Below are 15194 nucleotides of genomic sequence, written 5' to 3' on the forward strand. Positions count from 1 at the left end.
ATGCCTCGCCTGTCATATCTTCATATAGATCTGCAAATTCCACGGCGCCCACTACGCGCGACCCCATGCCTGTTTTATCAGCGCCTCGACTTCAGAATTCACCGCGTCGAGCGCTTCCATGGCGCGATCATAGGTAGATCTCGTCAAGTTTTCCCGGCCGATCTCATACAGCGTCTGCTTTGTCAGTCCTGCATCCGAAACGGCAGCGGACTTTAGCATCGGGTTCGTAAGGACATGATCGTCAAACAAATTGCGGAGGAGGGCTGCAACCTTCGTTTGCGGGGCATCCTGCGGTTCGAACCGCGTAAGGAGATAGCGTATGAAGTCATATTTCAGGTCGCCGCCGGCGTCGCGTACGACACCGAGAAGGTCCCGCGTCATGAGAAGGAACTGACTCATGGACGATATGTCGAGCATCTGCGGATGCACAGTGACTATCATGGAGGTTGCCGCGCATAGTCCGCTCAAGGTGAGGAAGCCGAGTTGTGGCGGGCAGTCGATGACTACGACATCATAATTATCGGCGACCTCATCAAGCGCAGCAGCAACACGTGCAAAGAACAACGTACCGCCGGACGCGCCAGCGCTAAGTGCCTTGGGAGTCGTGTGCTCGAATTCCATGAGTTCGAGATTACCTGGAACGAGATCTAATCCGTCGAAATAGGTCGACCTGATCACGTCCGAGAGATTCCGACGTTCGTCATCGTACCTAATTGCAGCGTAGAGCGTCTGGTTGGAGGCGACATCCAGTTCCGGGAGGACTCCGAGCAGGGCGGACAAACTCGCCTGGGGATCGAGGTCGACAGCGAGAACGCGATAGCCTTGCAGGGCCAGGTGCTGTGCCAAGTGTGCCGAGGTAGTGGTCTTGCCCGACCCGCCCTTGAAATTCGTTACAGCCAGGACTTGAAGGTGTTCTCCAGGACGACGATGCGGTACGAATTCGATACTTTCGCGTCCGCGAGTGGATTGAGCCAGTATGCGCCGAATCTGGTTGATGTCAGCAAGCGTATAAAGCCGTCGCCCGTTGCTCGTGGTCTCCGGCTGGGGACCTTCCCCCGCAAGGGTCATCTTCCTCAGTGTCGAATCAGATACACCGATTAACCGGGCTGCCTCGCCAGACGTGAATTTTCGCAGAACTTTTTGAGCGGTGGGCGGAAAAAGCGCTTCACTCATGGATTGCAACTGTGAGCTCAACAGATCTGCCTGCTCACCGATGGTTTCATCGACGCTCGGCAAAGACTGACGATTTGGTTTTGTTGCCACACTCACGCTCATATCTCTCATCACGGATTTTTTACCGGAACTGCATTTTAACCGTGACGATACCCAAAAGGCATTCCATGGCAAGGACTTAATGGTTAATGAATGGTTAATACAACCGCGGCCGATCTGTACTCTGACGCCGGATTCTCCAATCAGTTCCGCCTCTTAGCCTTTCGTAAGACTCACCTGTTCACCAAGTGTTTTACTGTGAATCCTGCATACCGTCTCCTCATTGCAGGACTCGAAAAGTCAAATATTCGAGCGGCACAGAAGGCTCGTCGTGCGACTCAGTCAGATAAAACCCTGGAGAATCCTACAACTGCCCTGCCATTCCGATTCGTGCTGACTTCCTTCCGATCAACATCGATTGGAGGAATTCATGCAGATTCGCGCGATTTCGAAACCGCGAAACAATGACGAGACCAGACTTCTCGAAGCTCAGCATCAGCTGCGCGCCAGTGTCTTTTCCGATCGGCTGGGATGGGAAGTCAACGTTGTTGGGGATCGCGAGTCAGATCGATTCGACGAGCTCCAGCCAACCTATATCATAGCCGTATCTGAAACTGGCCAACTGGCCGGATGTGCGCGACTTCTTCCTGCGCTCGGGCCCACTATGCTGGTGGATGTCTTTCCGTCGCTTCTTCCCCAAGGTCGGCTCGATGCTCATCCATCGATGATCGAGAGTTCGCGCTTCTGCGTGGATACCACCCTTGACGAGGGAAGGGCAGGGGGATCCGTGCACGAGGCCACTCTCGCAATGTTCGCGGGAATTATCGAGTGGTCGGTCGCAAACCACTTCACCGAAATTGTAACTGCAACGGATCTGCGGGTCGAACGGATCCTTTCCCGCGTCGGATGGCCGCTGCGGCGTCTTGGCGAACCGAAGAACATCGGAAGTACCGTGGCAGTAGCGGGCACTCTGTCGGCGACCGTCGATACGTTTCGAAAGCTTCGTCCTGTTGGTTACCGCTCAAAGATTTCTGGCCCTTTCGGCCGAGCAGCGTGAGCGGTGGCCAATGACACAGCTTCGTTCTCATGCTCGCCTCATTCGCAAACTTCAGGAGGCACTTGGCGACCAGCTCTGCCATGCGCTCGACGACAGTACCGTCGTCGAAATCATGCTGAATCCTGATGGAAAGCTGTTCATCGAACGGCTCGGGCATGGTGTTGCACCCGCTGGCGAGATGTCCTCGGCCGCGGCAGAGATGGTTATCGGCACGGTCGCTCATGCCCTCCAGTCAGAAGTCGATACCGACCAGCCCATCATTTCCGGAGAGCTTCCGATCGGAGGCCATCGCTTTGAGGGTTTGCTGCCGCCGGTCGTCGCAAGGCCCGCGTTCACGATCCGCCGGCGTGCGTCACGTATGATCCCGTTGGACGATTATGTGCGTACCGGCGTAATGACGGAAGGTCAGGCTTCCGCCATTCGCAGCGCGATAGGCGCTCGCCTCAACATCGTCATTTCCGGTGGGACGGGCTCGGGCAAGACGACGCTCGCCAACGCTGTGATCGACGAAATCGTCAAAAGAGCGCCTGAGGATCGGCTATTGATCCTCGAGGACACCGCAGAGATCCAATGCACCGCCGATAACGCGGTTCTCCTCCACACCAGTGACGCAATCGATATGGCGCGATTGCTGAAAAGTACGATGCGCTTGCGGCCTGACCGCATTGTCGTGGGAGAGGTTCGCGACGGAGCTGCGCTCACGCTTCTCAAAGCGTGGAATACCGGTCACCCCGGCGGTGTCGCGACAATTCATTCAAACACCGCGACATCTGCCTTGCGGCGGCTCGAGCAACTGACGGCAGAGGCAAGCCAGCAGCCGATGCAGGAAGTGATCGGTGAAGCAGTCGATCTCATCGTATCCATCGAGCGCACCTCCCGCGGACGCCGCGTTCGCGATGTGATCCATGTCGAGCGCTTCGTAAACGGCGAGTACCAGATCGAATCTGAGGGACTGACAGAGGAACAGGAGGCGCGGCATGTCGCGTAAAAGTAGGGCGCTACAGGGGGTTATTGCAGCGACGTTTGTTTTCGCGGCCACAATGCCCGCGTTGGCCAGTTCCGGCGGCAGCCTTCCTTGGGAGGGGCCGCTCGAGAGAATTCAAGAGTCGATCACTGGGCCAGTCGCCGGCTACATCGCTCTCGCAGCAGTCGCGATCGCCGGCGGAATGCTGATCTTCGGCGGTGAACTCAACGATTTCGCGCGACGTTTGATGTACGTGGTTCTTGTCGCTGGCGTCCTGCTCGGCGCAACGCAAATCGTCGCTCTTTTCGGCGCGACTGGCGCCTCCATTGGATTATCCGAACCAGAAGCAGCGACGCGGGTTGGAGAAGGGGAGGGGGCGCGTGGCTGAGCACCTGTCCCGCCTTCACCGCAATCGCATTCACCGCGCCCTGTCGCGCCCGAGCCTCCTGATGGGTGCCGACAGGGAACTGGTGCTCATCACAGGCCTCGCCGCAGTCATATTGATCTTCGTCGTGCTCACGCCGTACTCGGTGCTCTTCGGTTTGGCCGTCTGGTTCGCCGTCATTGGACTTCTCCGCTTGATGGCGAAATCCGACCCGCTGATGCGTCAGGCCTACCTCCGGCACATTTCCTACAAACCCTACTACAGAGCGACCAGTTCGCCGTGGCGGCAGTACTGAGGGATTCACCGATGGTCGCTCTCAAACACTTCCGGGCGAAAGGTCCGTCCTTCGCCGACCTCGTTCCCTACGCAGGCCTGGTCGACAATGGCGTGCTCCTCTTGAAAGATGGGAGCCTGATGGCCGGATGGTACTTCGCGGGACCGGATTCCGAAAGTGCCACGGATTTCGAACGCAACGAGCTATCCAGGCAGATCAATTTAATCCTTTCGCGGCTCGGTAGCGGATGGATGATTCAGGTTGAAGCCATTCGCCTTCCAACGATGGAATATCCTTCAGAGGATCGTTGTCATTTCCCTGACCCCGTGACACGCGCGATCGATGCCGAACGCCGGGCGCATTTCGGACGCGAGCAGGGGCACTTCGAGAGCAAGCACGCTCTCATTCTCACCCATCGGCCAGCCGAAGCCCAAAAAGTGGGCCTCAGTAAATACGTCTACTCGGATCCGGAAAGCCGCCGGACGACTTATGCTGATACCGCGCTTCTCACCTTCAGGAACGCCATTCGCGAGATCGAACAGTATTTAGCGAACACACTTTCGATCCGGCGAATGGAAACGCGCGAAGCCGCCGAGAGGGGAGGGGAGCGGGTTGCCCGTTATGACGAGCTTCTTCAGTTCGCTCGCTTTTGCATTACCGGCGAGAACCATCCCATCCGACTGCCAGACGTGCCCCTCTATCTCGACTGGATCGCGACCGCTGAACTTCAGCATGGATTGACGCCAAAGGTCGAAAACCGGTTTCTCGGCGTCGTGGCCATCGACGGACTGCCAGCGGAAAGCTGGCCGGGAATTCTCAACGGCCTTGATTTGATGCCGCTCAGCTATCGCTGGTCTTCGCGTTTCATCTTCCTGAATGCGGAGGAAGCGCGGCAGAAGCTCGAGCGGACACGCAAGAAGTGGCAGCAGAAAGTTCGGCCTTTCTTCGATCAGTTGTTTCAGACGCAAAGCCGGTCTCTCGATCAAGACGCGATGAGCATGGTTGCCGAGACCGAAGACGCTATTGCCCAGGCGTCATCACAACTGGTCGCTTATGGATACTATACGCCGGTCATCATCCTCTTTGACGACAACGGCGATGCGTTGCAGGAGAAGGCCGAGGCGATCCGCCGGGTGGTGCAAGCTGAAGGCTTTGGTGCGCGGATCGAAACGCTCAACGCCACGGACGCCTTTCTCGGAAGTCTTCCTGGCAACTGGTACTGCAATGTTCGAGAACCACTGATCAACACAAGCAATCTCGCGGACTTGGTCCCGCTCAATTCGGTCTGGTCGGGAAGTGCGATTGCCCCTTGCCCCTACTTTCCCACCAATTCGCCACCGTTGATGCAAGTGGCAAGCGGATCAACGCCGTTCCGGTTCAACCTACATGTCGATGATGTCGGTCATACCCTCATCTTCGGCCCGACCGGCTCGGGGAAATCGACACTGTTGGCGTTGCTTGCAGCGCAGTTCCGGCGCTACGAGTTCGCCCAGATTTTCGCTTTTGACAAAGGCAATTCACTCCTGCCGCTGACGCTGGCGGCCGGCGGCGACCATTACGAGATCGGCGGTGATCATGAACAAGAAGGGAGAGCGCTCGCGTTCTGTCCGCTGTTCGAACTTTCAACTGATGGCGATCGGGCCTGGGCTAGCGAGTGGATCGAAATGCTCGTTGCCTTGCAGGGCGTAACGATCACACCCGACCACCGAAATGCCATTTCTCGCCAGGTCGGTTTGATGGCAACAGCGGTTGGGCGATCTCTCTCTGACTTCGTCAGCGGCGTTCAGATGCGCGAAATCAAGGATGCGCTTCATCACTACACCGTCGATGGCTCGTTGGGGCAGTTGCTCGACGCCGAAGAGGACGGCCTGACGCTTCGGTCGCTCCAATGCTTCGAAATCGAGCACCTCATGAACCTTGGCGATCGCAATCTCGTTCCAGTGCTGACCTATCTGTTTCGAAGGATCGAAAAGCGGCTAGACGGCTCGCCAAGCCTCATCGTTCTAGACGAAGCCTGGTTAATGCTGGGGCACCCGGTCTTTCGCAACAAAATCCGCGAGTGGCTGAAGGTGTTACGCAAGGCGAACTGCGCGGTAGTGCTCGCGACCCAGTCCATCTCCGACGCTGAGCGCTCAGGCATTATCGACGTGCTGAAGGAATCCTGCCCGACCAAAATTTGCCTTCCAAACGGCGCAGCGAGCGAGCCAGGCACCCGGGAATTCTACGAGCGGATCGGCTTTAACGAGCGCCAGATCGAGATCGTTTCGACGGCCATTCCAAAGCGCGAATACTACGTCGCGACGCCCGAAGGCCGCCGGCTGTTCGAAATGGCGCTGGGTCCCATTGCACTGAGCTTCGTCGGCGCGTCTGGCAAGGACGACCTCAAGCGCATCCGCGCGCTCAGATCTGAACATGGCCGGGACTGGCCGATCCGCTGGCTTGAAACGAGAGGAGTTCCCGATGCCGCAGCGCTGCTCAACTTCGTATAGGTCAATGGCAGGCCTAGTTGTCTGCGCTCTCGCATCAATCGCACCACTCCGAGCCCTTGCCGGTTCCGCGACGGGGGTCGCCACCGAATGGACCCAGCTCGCAAACAATGCCCAACTCGTCGATCTCCTCAAGAGCAATGGTCTACAGGTCGACAACCAGCTCACTCAGATCAGCCAGTTGGCCGAGCAGATCCAGAACCAGCTGAAAATCTACGACAACATGCTCCAGAACACGGCGCAGCTGCCAAAACACATTTGGGGCGAGGTCGAGCGCGACCTGAGCGAGCTCCGAGGCGTCGTCGACGAGGGGCAGAGTATCGCGTTCTCCATGGCCAACGCCGACGACGTCCTGCAGCAGCGTTTCAAGAGCTACGCGAACTTTAAAACAAACCTGCCGAAAGGTGAGAATTTCTCTTCGACCTACCAATCCTGGTCAGACACGAACCGCGACACCATCGCCGGAACCTTAAGAGCAGCAAGCCTTACGGCCGATCAATTCGACACGGAGGAGGGCACCATGGATGAACTCCGATCTATGTCCCAATCCGCAGACGGGCAGATGAAGGCACTGCAGGTAGGGCATCAAATCGCTACCCAGCAGGTTAGTCAGCTGCAGAAGCTACGTGGCCTCGTTTCGCAGCAGATGACGCTGATGGGCACTTGGCTCCAGTCAGAGCAGACCGAGAAGGATCTGGCGCAGGCACGTCGGGAAAGGTTTTTCGGCGCGACCGTCAACGACATTCCTGAAGGTCAGAAGATGGAGCCGCGCTGGTGAACCGCGCTTATGCAATAGTTGTCATCGCGACCGCCACGGGATTGGCGGTTGCCGTATTCATCTCCCATCGCTCGGTCGTGCCTGCCATGTCCGACGAACAGAGAGAGGCACGCGAGAGATTCTTTGGCTCCAACAAGGAACTCTCTCCGATCGAACAAGGCCAGGAGATGAAACCGAGATGGTGATCCATTCACTCTCCCGGACCCTCGTCCTGAGCGCCGCGATTGTCCTTTTGACTGATGCACCGGCTTTGGCTCAGACCGGCCAAGTCCTAACGGAGCTCGAAAACCAGGTCGTCGCCGCAGCCAGGGGATGGGAAACGACAATCATCGACGCGGCGCGCTCGCTGTTTTGGATCCTCGCAGCAATCGAGATCGCCATATGTGCCGTCTGGTTGGCCCTTCAGGCAGCTTCACTCGACGGTTGGTTCTCCGAGCTCGTGCGGCGGATCATGTTCGTGGGCTTTTTTGCCTTTGTGCTCGATCAGGGGCCAACTTTCGCCCGGACAGTGATCGACAGCCTGTTCCAGATTGGCGCGGGCGGTGGGTCGGCGTCGCCGGCCGAAGTCTTTGACGCGGGTATACGGGTCGCCTCACAGATGTCGCAGCAGGCGAAATTCGGCGTTTTCGAAGACAATGCGCTGGCAATAGCGGCGGTTCTCGCCATGGGAGTGGTTGTCATCTGCTTCTCGCTCGTCGCCGCGATCTTCGTCTCGGTAATGGTCGAGATGTACGTGGGCCTGCTCGCTGGCATGATCATGCTCGGCTTAGGCGGTTCGTCTTTCACCAAGGATTTCGCGGTTCGCTATCTCGTCTATGCTTTCGGCGTTGGCATGAAGCTGATGGCCCTCGTGATGATCGCGAGAATAGGATCGAACGTCCTGCTCGGATTGGCGCAGGCGCCAACCGCAACGTCCGATCAGTTCATTACAACACTCGCGATCGCGGGCATTTCCGTCATTGTCTTCCTCATCGCGATGTATGTGCCAAACATCATTCAAGGCGTTGTCCAGGGCGTCTCTGTGACCGGCGGTATGGAAACCATACGGCACGGCAGTCAAGCAGCGTCGTTCGCAGCCGGCGCAGCCTCGTTGGTCGCCGGCTCGGTTGGTGCCGGCGCGGCAGCGGCCCAGTCTGCCCGCGCTGCCGGTTCTTCGATCGGTGGTTCGGCGCTCCGCGGCATGGGGTCAGCACTCAGTTCTGGAGCAAAGGCGGCCGGATCTGCCGCCAAGGAGAAGGCGATTGGATCGCCCGGCGCCTATGCCGGGTCATTGCTGGGCCTCGCCAATGCAAAGCTTGATGACGCGCGCGGCCGTGGAAAGGCAAGCAAGCCGCTCCCTGAACGAAACGAACAATCATAGTCCGAAGGATCGACAGATGGCTGCAAACCGCGTCCCCGAAAACCCGTACCTTGCCGCGCGGCAGGAATGGTCCGAGCGCTATGGATCCTATGTGCAGGCCGCGGCCGCCTGGCGCATTGTAGGCATTCTCAGCCTCACCATGGCTATCATCGGCTTCAGCTATGCGATGTATTTGAGCACCCAGGTCAAGCTGGTGCCCTATATCGTCGAGGTCGACAAGCTCGGAACACCGGTCGCTGCGGGCTTCCCTGAGCAGATCGCGTATGCCGACGCGCGTGTGGTGCGCGCAATGCTCGGCAACTTCGTGACCAGCTTTCGTAGCATCTCGCCCGATGCGGTTGTTCAGAAGCAATACATCGATCGCACGTATGCCCTTGTTCGCACCGCGGATCCGTCCACCCAAAAGATCAATTCCTGGTTTCGCGGCAACTCTCCATTCGAAAAGGCGAAATCGTCGACGGTTGCAATCGAAGTCAACAACATCGTCGCGATATCGAACCAGACCTACCAGATCGACTGGACGGAGTACGAGCGTGATCGAAAGGGCAAGGAAACCGGCACGCGCCGCTTCCGCGGGATCGCAACGGTCGCGCTAACCGCGCCGCAGGAAGAGGCGATCATCCGGCTCAATCCGATTGGCCTCTACATCCAGGATTTTGACTGGACCGCGCAGCTCTAAGGCAGGGACATTCAAATGCACAAAACAGTTTTGATCGCGGCCGCGAGCTGCATGGCCGGACTCGTCTTCGCAGGGACAGCTCAGGCCCAGAGCATGAGCAAGAACGAAGCCAAGGGGACCAGCATTTCCGGCAAGTGGCGAGGTTCTTCAGGGCTCGTCACGAAGGGATCTGACGGCAAGGTCATATTTCTGTTTGGCGAGATCCAGCCTTCCGTCGTCTGCTCACCCTTGCAGGTCTGCGATATCGAACTACAGGGCGGCGAAATTGTTCGTGATGTACTGGTCGGCGACACCGTGCGCTGGAAGATCGAACCCGCGACGTCAGGAGCTGCAGACGGGCAAGCCATTCACCTGATCGTCAAGCCATCCGAACCCGGTCTTGTGACCTCGATGGTTGTCACGACGTCGCGGCGAACCTACCACATCCAGCTCAAATCCCATCCGAGCCAATACATGGCAAGGGTGGGTTTTGAGTACCCAGAGGACACTTCGAACAAACTGGCGGACATCAACGCTCGCCTGGAAGCCAGTCGCCTCGCCGAAGCAGCGCCGGAAGCCTTGAGCTTTTCTTATTCTATCAGCGGTCGCGCTCCATGGAAGCCGAAGCGTGTCTACTCCGATGGCATGAAGACTTACATCCAATTTCCGCGCTCCATCGCAGGTCAGGACGCGCCCGTCCTCTTCGTCGTCAGCGGCGGCCAGAACCGCATCGTCAATTACCGGATGAAGAGCGACATGATGGTCGTCGACTACGCGATCGACAAGGCGGTACTTGTTTCTGGCGTTGGCTGGCGCAAGCAGAAAATCACCATCCGGAGAGGAGGCTGACGATGCGCATCGTCCCTATATGTTTTCTCGCCGCCCTGCTTGCCGGTTGCCAGACCGGAGATGACGCGCTCACCACAAGCGCAACTCCGGCAGCGGTCACTGGACAGGCCGCCAGTGCCATCGCCGGCGATATGGCAAGCCGTTTTGCCGAACAGATCGGCTCACCGGAAACGACAATGATCCATCTCGACAATGACGAAACCGAATACGCCACCGCACTCGAAGCGGCGCTCAAGGGTTGGGGTTATACGGTCACGTCCGAGAACAAGACGGCCAAAAATCAGAAAACCGTCGACCTCGCCTATTCGATCGACGCTTTCGAGGGCCAGATTCTCTCGCGCTTGACCGCGCCATCGATCGCAATTGCCCGTGCCTATACGAAGACAGCAGCCGGCGCGACGCCCGCCAGCCCGCTCTCGGTGATGCGCCGCAACTGAGGAGGAGAGAATGGCCCAATCCCTGCAGCTTGGCACTTCCAGGAATCACGATCAGCATGGGATGCGCCGCCTCAATCGTCTCCCGATCATTGTCGCAATCGCAGTGATCGTGCTCTTCTTTGGCGTCGTGGTTCTCGGCCTTTCATGGCGAGGGCTATCCTTCGACCGCAGCAACGAGCTTGGTGGCGCGGCGAGCACGCCGGCGACGAGTTTTGGCGAGCAACTCAAGCGCGGTGTTTCGGACGGCATCATCGGAGAACCCGAAAAACACGAGGTTTTTCAGCCGGTCCCGACAGTCGTTCAAAGCCAACCCCATAGGGAGCTCCTCACTGAAACCCGTCCGATCGAACAACGTCCGCACCTCGACACCGAAGACGAATGGAAAGCGCGGCTCAAACGTGAGCAGGATGAGCAGTATCTCCGCGAAGCGCAGCGTCAGCGCATGGCGCGGCTTCAGGCGAGTGCCACCGCCCATGACTCGCCATTGAAGGTGAACATCGCGGACCTTGAGGGTATTTCCAACCATTCAAGGGCCACGGCCAATGGGGTCACTATCGCTGCAAACAGCGCGTCAGATCTCTACGCGACTGCGCTCAACGCCGGACTAATGGGGCAGAAAGGCGACCAGAACGGTCAAACTTTGAAAGAAGATTTCTTCAACCAGGACATCAAAGACCTTGGCTACTTGCCGAACCAGGTCGTCCCGCAGCTGTCATTATTCGAACTAAAGCGCGGCTCGGTCATTCCTGCCACCTTAATTACTGGGCTGAACTCCGATCTACCAGGCCGGATCACCGCGCAGGTCAGTCAAAACGTCTACGACAGCGCGACCGGCCACCGGCTGCTCATTCCTCAGGGAACCAAACTCTTCGGCCGTTACGATTCTAAGGTTTCCTTCGGCCAGGAGCGCGTCCTTGTCGTTTGGACCGACCTCATCTTCCCAAATGGATCAACGCTGCAAATCGGGGGAATGGCGGGTACCGATGCCGAAGGATATGGAGGCTTTAGCGACAAGGTTGACCGGCACCTCTTAAGGACGTTCGGTTCGGCCGCACTGATCGCTCTCATTGGAACAGGGATCGACATGTCGATGCCGGAGAGCTCGACGCGTGCGACACAAGACACCGCGTCTGACGCCGCGCGCCGGAATTTTGCGGAAACATTTGGCCGCGTTGCCGAACAAACAATCTCGAAGAACCTCAATGTCCAGCCAACAATCCGTATTCGTCCCGGCTACAAGTTCAACCTCCTCGTCGACCAGGATATCATTTTTCCGTCAGCGTATCGTGGGTAGTTAGTTGTTCGACAAGCGGGAGCTTCCGCCAAGTGGTTGAATTGTTGTGTGGACCACGAGCACAACTGAATCATCGGGACTCTTCACGTGTCCGCAATTTACGGTAGCGCGCCTTGAAAGATGGATTTCCTTCGCTAGAAATAGCAAACGCGGTTAGGAGGAACAAGTTCACCTCAAGCTACCAAAGGTTGCTGTAATTATCGTGAGTACCATGCGTGCTCACATGACCAGCAGGTCGGTAGCGCGACGATTGATCGTGTTTAAAGGGTAACTTGCCGGATCAAGAGGAGAGGTAAACGTGAGTGAACACCTTCGCTCGTTCATCGATAGGCTGGAAGCCGCGCCTGATGAGCAAATGATAAAGAGTGCTCTCAAACGCTATGCCCGTTCCCATGGATATGAACGGTTCGCATATCTTCAAACCGACGGGTCTCAGGTCAAGACCTTCAATTCGTACCCAGGACCATGGGAACGCGACTACCTCAAGAGCGGATACAACACCCTCGATCCCGTCGTCACCGAAGCAAGACGGATGCGAGAGATGTTTGAGTGGACGGCAGACGACTGGCCAGTGCGAGGACGCTCGGATCTGCGGCGTTTTCGCGACGAGGCAATCGATCATGGAATTCGATCCGGGGTCACTATCCGAGTTGAGGGCAGTTATGGATCTGCGCTGATGCTGACATTCGCGTCGCCGGAACAGAAAGCAAGCATTGCAGGAGCACTCGATTCGAAAACGGCGCTTCAACTGCTGATCACCGTCCACTATCAGTTGAGGGCAGTTGCGGCGAAGACAGCAATGAATCCCAAGCGGTCGCTCTCGCCGCGTGAAATGTACTGCCTTATGTGGGCATCAAAGGGAAAGACGGTTGAGGAAATCGCGATTATTACGGGGATCAAGGCGCGGACGGTGCAGCACTATCTTGATCAAGCTCGTGGCAAGCTGAATGCGGATTCAGTTACTCACCTCTACGCGATTGCCAAAGATCGGCGCCTCGTCTGATCCCTGATCGCCGTCGTTGAAACGAACGTCAGGGACGAAACCGAGCGCGTCGAGAATCTCCGAGAGCTCCGCTTGCTGGGCCTCGGATTTTTTTTGGCGTGCGAGATATTCATCCTGGAGGGTCTGAAGGACTGCGCTGGAGGTCGACAGATCCTCGCTCGCGCGTGACCACTCCTCATAGACGACCTGATCCGCCGCAAGAAGCGCGCGGTGGTCGCGAATTGCTGAAACGGCCAGCGCCTCCAATTCCGACTTACTGGTCGAGCCGTATCGCGATGTGCCCTCCGTGCCGTTATCCCGAGAGCATCGAGCCTCTTCCATCCTCAACTTCCCCAAGTGATGTCCCCGACGATTACTACTCTACCAAATCGTAACAGTGGCATGATCGTCGAATGCGTATTAACACATCGCTGGTTGAATCGGAACTATCGTTCCTGGAACGATAGTTCCGATTGAGGTTCCGCTCATGGAATGGATCTCAAGGAGGTCATGGCGGTGAACTTGCGTCGAATACGCCATGGCAAGAAGATGACGCAGGAAGAACTGGCCCACCGCACCGGCCTGAGCGTACGACACATCGGGGATATCGAAAGGGCTACCGTTTCTGCCAGCGTCACTGCGCTGGGGAAAATTTCCGAAGGCTTGGGTGTCGATCCAAGCGAGCTTTTGGCGAAGCCAAACTGACCGGCCGCAATCACGCGTTCCGAAAACTTCGGCGACAAATCGATCCGCATCTCGGGCGGCCCGACACTTTCGTGGCCCTGATCTAGCCCGGTCTTTACGGTGGGCATGATCTGCATTATATATGCTCCACAAGGAGAATGATTATGACTAGCGCAGCACGAGCCTACACGCCGGCCGAAGCCGCAGCTCTCAGTGAGGTCGCGGTAAAGTCTGTCCACAATGCAATCGACAAACGGATCATTGAGGCTCATTTCGGGCGCGAGGGCAGAGAACTTTTCGACGAGGATCTACTGCGCCTGAAGCTCTGGTACGGTGTGGGATCGATCCTGTCTGCCGAGCGCCGCAAACGGTTGTTCGATACGATCGAACAGAACCCCGATGCGGATACGGTAAGAGCCGACGACTATCTGATCGTTGACGTGGCGCGGGCGAGGGAGCAACTGGCCGCACGCGCAGAGGCGCTTCGAGAAGCCGAACAAAAGATCCAAGCCGTCAAAGGTGTTGCAGGCGGCGATCCGGTCTTCAACGGAACGCGAGTTCCCGTGCGGATGATCGCAGCGATGAAGCTGCAGGGCGCCAGCACCGCGGAAATTGTCGAGGGTTATCCTTCGGTCACAGCACGGATGGTAGAACTTGCCGAAATCTGGACGGCCGCCCATCCGGCTCGAGGGCGACCGAAAAAGCTCTCGGAGCAAGGGCTGAAGGTGAAATCGGTAAAGCGTTTGCCGCTTTCGGCGAGCATATCCAGGAAGTCCCCGGGCACCGCTTCGTGAAGTTCCTCATCGATGAATGCCTGCACACGTCGCTCGTGGCCGTTGCCCAAGAACACGGCCACGACTGCTTTCATGTCAACTGGCTGGGCTTAAGTGGCGAAACTGATTGGGATCTGATGCCCAGGATCGTCGCTGAAGACTTCACCTTCGTGACAAACAATGCACGCGACTTCCGAAAATTATACGCAAAAGAGGCGTTGCACGCCGGCCTTGTCATCATCGTTCCGCAGGTCCTTCCTGCCGTCCAACGGGAATTGTTCCTGGCGGCCGTCGGCGAAATCGCAGATCGAGAAGACCTGGTGAATGAAGTCATCGAGATTGCCATTGAAGACGACGAGGCGGTCCTGACACGGTATGCACTGCCGGACTGAGCGTCAATTTCCACCGATGCGGGACAGATCGATGCGAATTCCGGCGCGCTCGACGTCCTCATCCGTCCTCGCTTGTTTCTCGGGTGTCGGCTCTGCTCCTCCCTCCTCACGGAGGGGCACTATCCCTTGCTGCTTCAGTGGTGTTGAACTTCCCGGATCGTCTGCCTGGAAAACCCTAACGCCTTCGAATTCTCCGGTCTTCCAAGCGTAGACCGCATCCTCGAATATCTGCGGGAATACGTCTTCACTCTTGGGATTGCCGTACCACTTGACGACGATGCGCAGGGTTTTGGCGAACATCGCCGTTCCCTTGCGAAGGTTTTCGCAGGGGTCGACCAAGTCGGGCTTCAGATCTGCCGCATCCTTGACGCCGACGCCAGCCGGGTACTGTGTCAGCCCGACACGAACCACGGCTTGGCCGGCATACTGCCTGACGATCGCCATCGCTTCCTCCGCCGAGGCCGCCTTGGGAACGAGAATGAGCCTGCCACCGGATTTGACCGTGACGGCAAGCGGATCGCTCGTTCCGGCGGCCGCGACGAACCGTTCGACGAGTGCCGGCTTCAAGGAGGGGTCGGCGCATTGTTGGATCAGGGCAGCGTCGAACAT

Annotated in this window: 19 protein-coding genes; 16 read left to right on the forward strand and 3 right to left on the reverse strand. The window is 57.6% G+C overall.

The window, feature by feature from the left end:
* Positions 1–51: 51 nt before the first annotated feature.
* Complete coding sequence (gene repA, locus ACQ5BM_RS25150) at positions 52–1284, reverse strand: plasmid partitioning protein RepA (RefSeq protein ID WP_172831076.1); 1233 nt, start codon at positions 1282–1284, stop codon at positions 52–54.
* Between the two features lie 358 nt (positions 1285–1642).
* On the opposite strand from repA, the gene traI reads away from it, so the two are divergent.
* From traI to ACQ5BM_RS25215, 13 genes are all read left to right on the forward strand, one after another.
* Entirely contained in the window at positions 1643–2269 is a 627-nt protein-coding gene (gene traI / locus ACQ5BM_RS25155; protein ID WP_429817296.1) for an acyl-homoserine-lactone synthase TraI, read from the forward strand.
* A 10-nt stretch (positions 2270–2279) separates the two neighbouring features.
* A complete protein-coding gene (gene trbB / locus ACQ5BM_RS25160) occupies positions 2280–3257 on the forward strand; it encodes a P-type conjugative transfer ATPase TrbB (RefSeq protein ID WP_065091844.1) in 978 nt (325 codons plus the stop codon).
* The gene (locus tag ACQ5BM_RS25165; RefSeq protein ID WP_065091843.1) at positions 3247–3621 is read left to right on the forward strand and encodes a TrbC/VirB2 family protein; all 375 of its coding nucleotides are present in this window, start codon (positions 3247–3249) and stop codon (positions 3619–3621) included. Before trbB ends, ACQ5BM_RS25165 begins: the two co-directional genes overlap by 11 nt.
* Entirely contained in the window at positions 3614–3913 is a 300-nt protein-coding gene (locus tag ACQ5BM_RS25170; RefSeq protein ID WP_065091842.1) for a conjugal transfer protein TrbD, read from the forward strand. Before ACQ5BM_RS25165 ends, ACQ5BM_RS25170 begins: the two co-directional genes overlap by 8 nt.
* 11 nt (positions 3914–3924) lie before the next feature.
* On the forward strand, positions 3925–6381 hold the full coding sequence (locus tag ACQ5BM_RS25175) for a conjugal transfer protein TrbE (protein WP_065091841.1): 2457 nt from the start codon (positions 3925–3927) through the stop codon (positions 6379–6381).
* Positions 6353–7156 carry a P-type conjugative transfer protein TrbJ gene (gene trbJ, locus ACQ5BM_RS25180; protein WP_065091840.1) on the forward strand — a complete coding sequence of 268 codons (804 nt, stop codon included), beginning with the start codon at positions 6353–6355 and terminating at the stop codon, positions 7154–7156. Before ACQ5BM_RS25175 ends, trbJ begins: the two co-directional genes overlap by 29 nt.
* Positions 7153–7341, forward strand: a complete 189-nt coding sequence (gene trbK / locus ACQ5BM_RS25185; protein WP_065091839.1) for an entry exclusion protein TrbK — start codon at positions 7153–7155, stop codon at positions 7339–7341. The genes trbJ and trbK overlap by 4 nt, the downstream gene beginning before the upstream one ends.
* Complete coding sequence (gene trbL / locus ACQ5BM_RS25190) at positions 7335–8516, forward strand: P-type conjugative transfer protein TrbL (protein ID WP_065091838.1); 1182 nt, start codon at positions 7335–7337, stop codon at positions 8514–8516. Before trbK ends, trbL begins: the two co-directional genes overlap by 7 nt.
* A gap of 16 nt (positions 8517–8532) precedes the next feature.
* Positions 8533–9195 carry a conjugal transfer protein TrbF gene (locus tag ACQ5BM_RS25195; protein ID WP_065091837.1) on the forward strand — a complete coding sequence of 221 codons (663 nt, stop codon included), beginning with the start codon at positions 8533–8535 and terminating at the stop codon, positions 9193–9195.
* A 15-nt stretch (positions 9196–9210) separates the two neighbouring features.
* The gene (trbG, locus tag ACQ5BM_RS25200) at positions 9211–10023 is read left to right on the forward strand and encodes a P-type conjugative transfer protein TrbG (protein ID WP_065091836.1); all 813 of its coding nucleotides are present in this window, start codon (positions 9211–9213) and stop codon (positions 10021–10023) included.
* Between the two features lie 2 nt (positions 10024–10025).
* Entirely contained in the window at positions 10026–10460 is a 435-nt protein-coding gene (trbH, locus tag ACQ5BM_RS25205) for a conjugal transfer protein TrbH (RefSeq protein ID WP_065091835.1), read from the forward strand.
* 10 nt (positions 10461–10470) lie between these two features.
* A complete protein-coding gene (gene trbI / locus ACQ5BM_RS25210; RefSeq protein ID WP_065091834.1) occupies positions 10471–11754 on the forward strand; it encodes an IncP-type conjugal transfer protein TrbI in 1284 nt (427 codons plus the stop codon).
* Positions 11755–12052: 298 nt separating this feature from the next.
* A complete protein-coding gene (locus ACQ5BM_RS25215) occupies positions 12053–12757 on the forward strand; it encodes an autoinducer binding domain-containing protein (protein WP_065091833.1) in 705 nt (234 codons plus the stop codon).
* Here the strand turns inward: ACQ5BM_RS25215 and ACQ5BM_RS25220 are convergent.
* Positions 12710–13078 carry a transcriptional repressor TraM gene (locus tag ACQ5BM_RS25220; RefSeq protein WP_065091832.1) on the reverse strand — a complete coding sequence of 123 codons (369 nt, stop codon included), beginning with the start codon at positions 13076–13078 and terminating at the stop codon, positions 12710–12712. The genes ACQ5BM_RS25215 and ACQ5BM_RS25220 overlap by 48 nt on opposite strands.
* Before the next feature lie 150 nt (positions 13079–13228).
* Here ACQ5BM_RS25220 and ACQ5BM_RS25225 point away from each other — a divergent pair, with 150 nt between their 5' ends.
* The 3 genes from ACQ5BM_RS25225 to ACQ5BM_RS25235 all read left to right on the forward strand — a co-directional run bounded on the left by ACQ5BM_RS25225 (position 13229) and on the right by ACQ5BM_RS25235 (position 14585).
* A complete protein-coding gene (locus tag ACQ5BM_RS25225) occupies positions 13229–13441 on the forward strand; it encodes a helix-turn-helix domain-containing protein (RefSeq protein WP_065091831.1) in 213 nt (70 codons plus the stop codon).
* A 143-nt stretch (positions 13442–13584) separates the two neighbouring features.
* Positions 13585–14214, forward strand: coding sequence for a DUF433 domain-containing protein (locus ACQ5BM_RS25230; RefSeq protein WP_065091830.1), 630 nt, complete (start codon positions 13585–13587; stop codon positions 14212–14214).
* Positions 14211–14585 (forward strand): DUF5615 family PIN-like protein, encoded by a 375-nt coding sequence (locus tag ACQ5BM_RS25235; RefSeq protein ID WP_065091829.1) that lies wholly within the window; start codon positions 14211–14213, stop codon positions 14583–14585. Before ACQ5BM_RS25230 ends, ACQ5BM_RS25235 begins: the two co-directional genes overlap by 4 nt.
* Before the next feature lie 3 nt (positions 14586–14588).
* Here ACQ5BM_RS25235 and ACQ5BM_RS25240 read toward each other — a convergent pair whose 3' ends face one another.
* Positions 14589–15194 (reverse strand): TraH family protein, encoded by a 606-nt coding sequence (locus tag ACQ5BM_RS25240; RefSeq protein WP_065091828.1) that lies wholly within the window; start codon positions 15192–15194, stop codon positions 14589–14591.

Origin of the sequence: Ensifer sp. B1-9 (assembly GCF_050474445.1) — a bacterium.
Lineage (GTDB): Bacteria > Pseudomonadota > Alphaproteobacteria > Rhizobiales > Rhizobiaceae > Ensifer.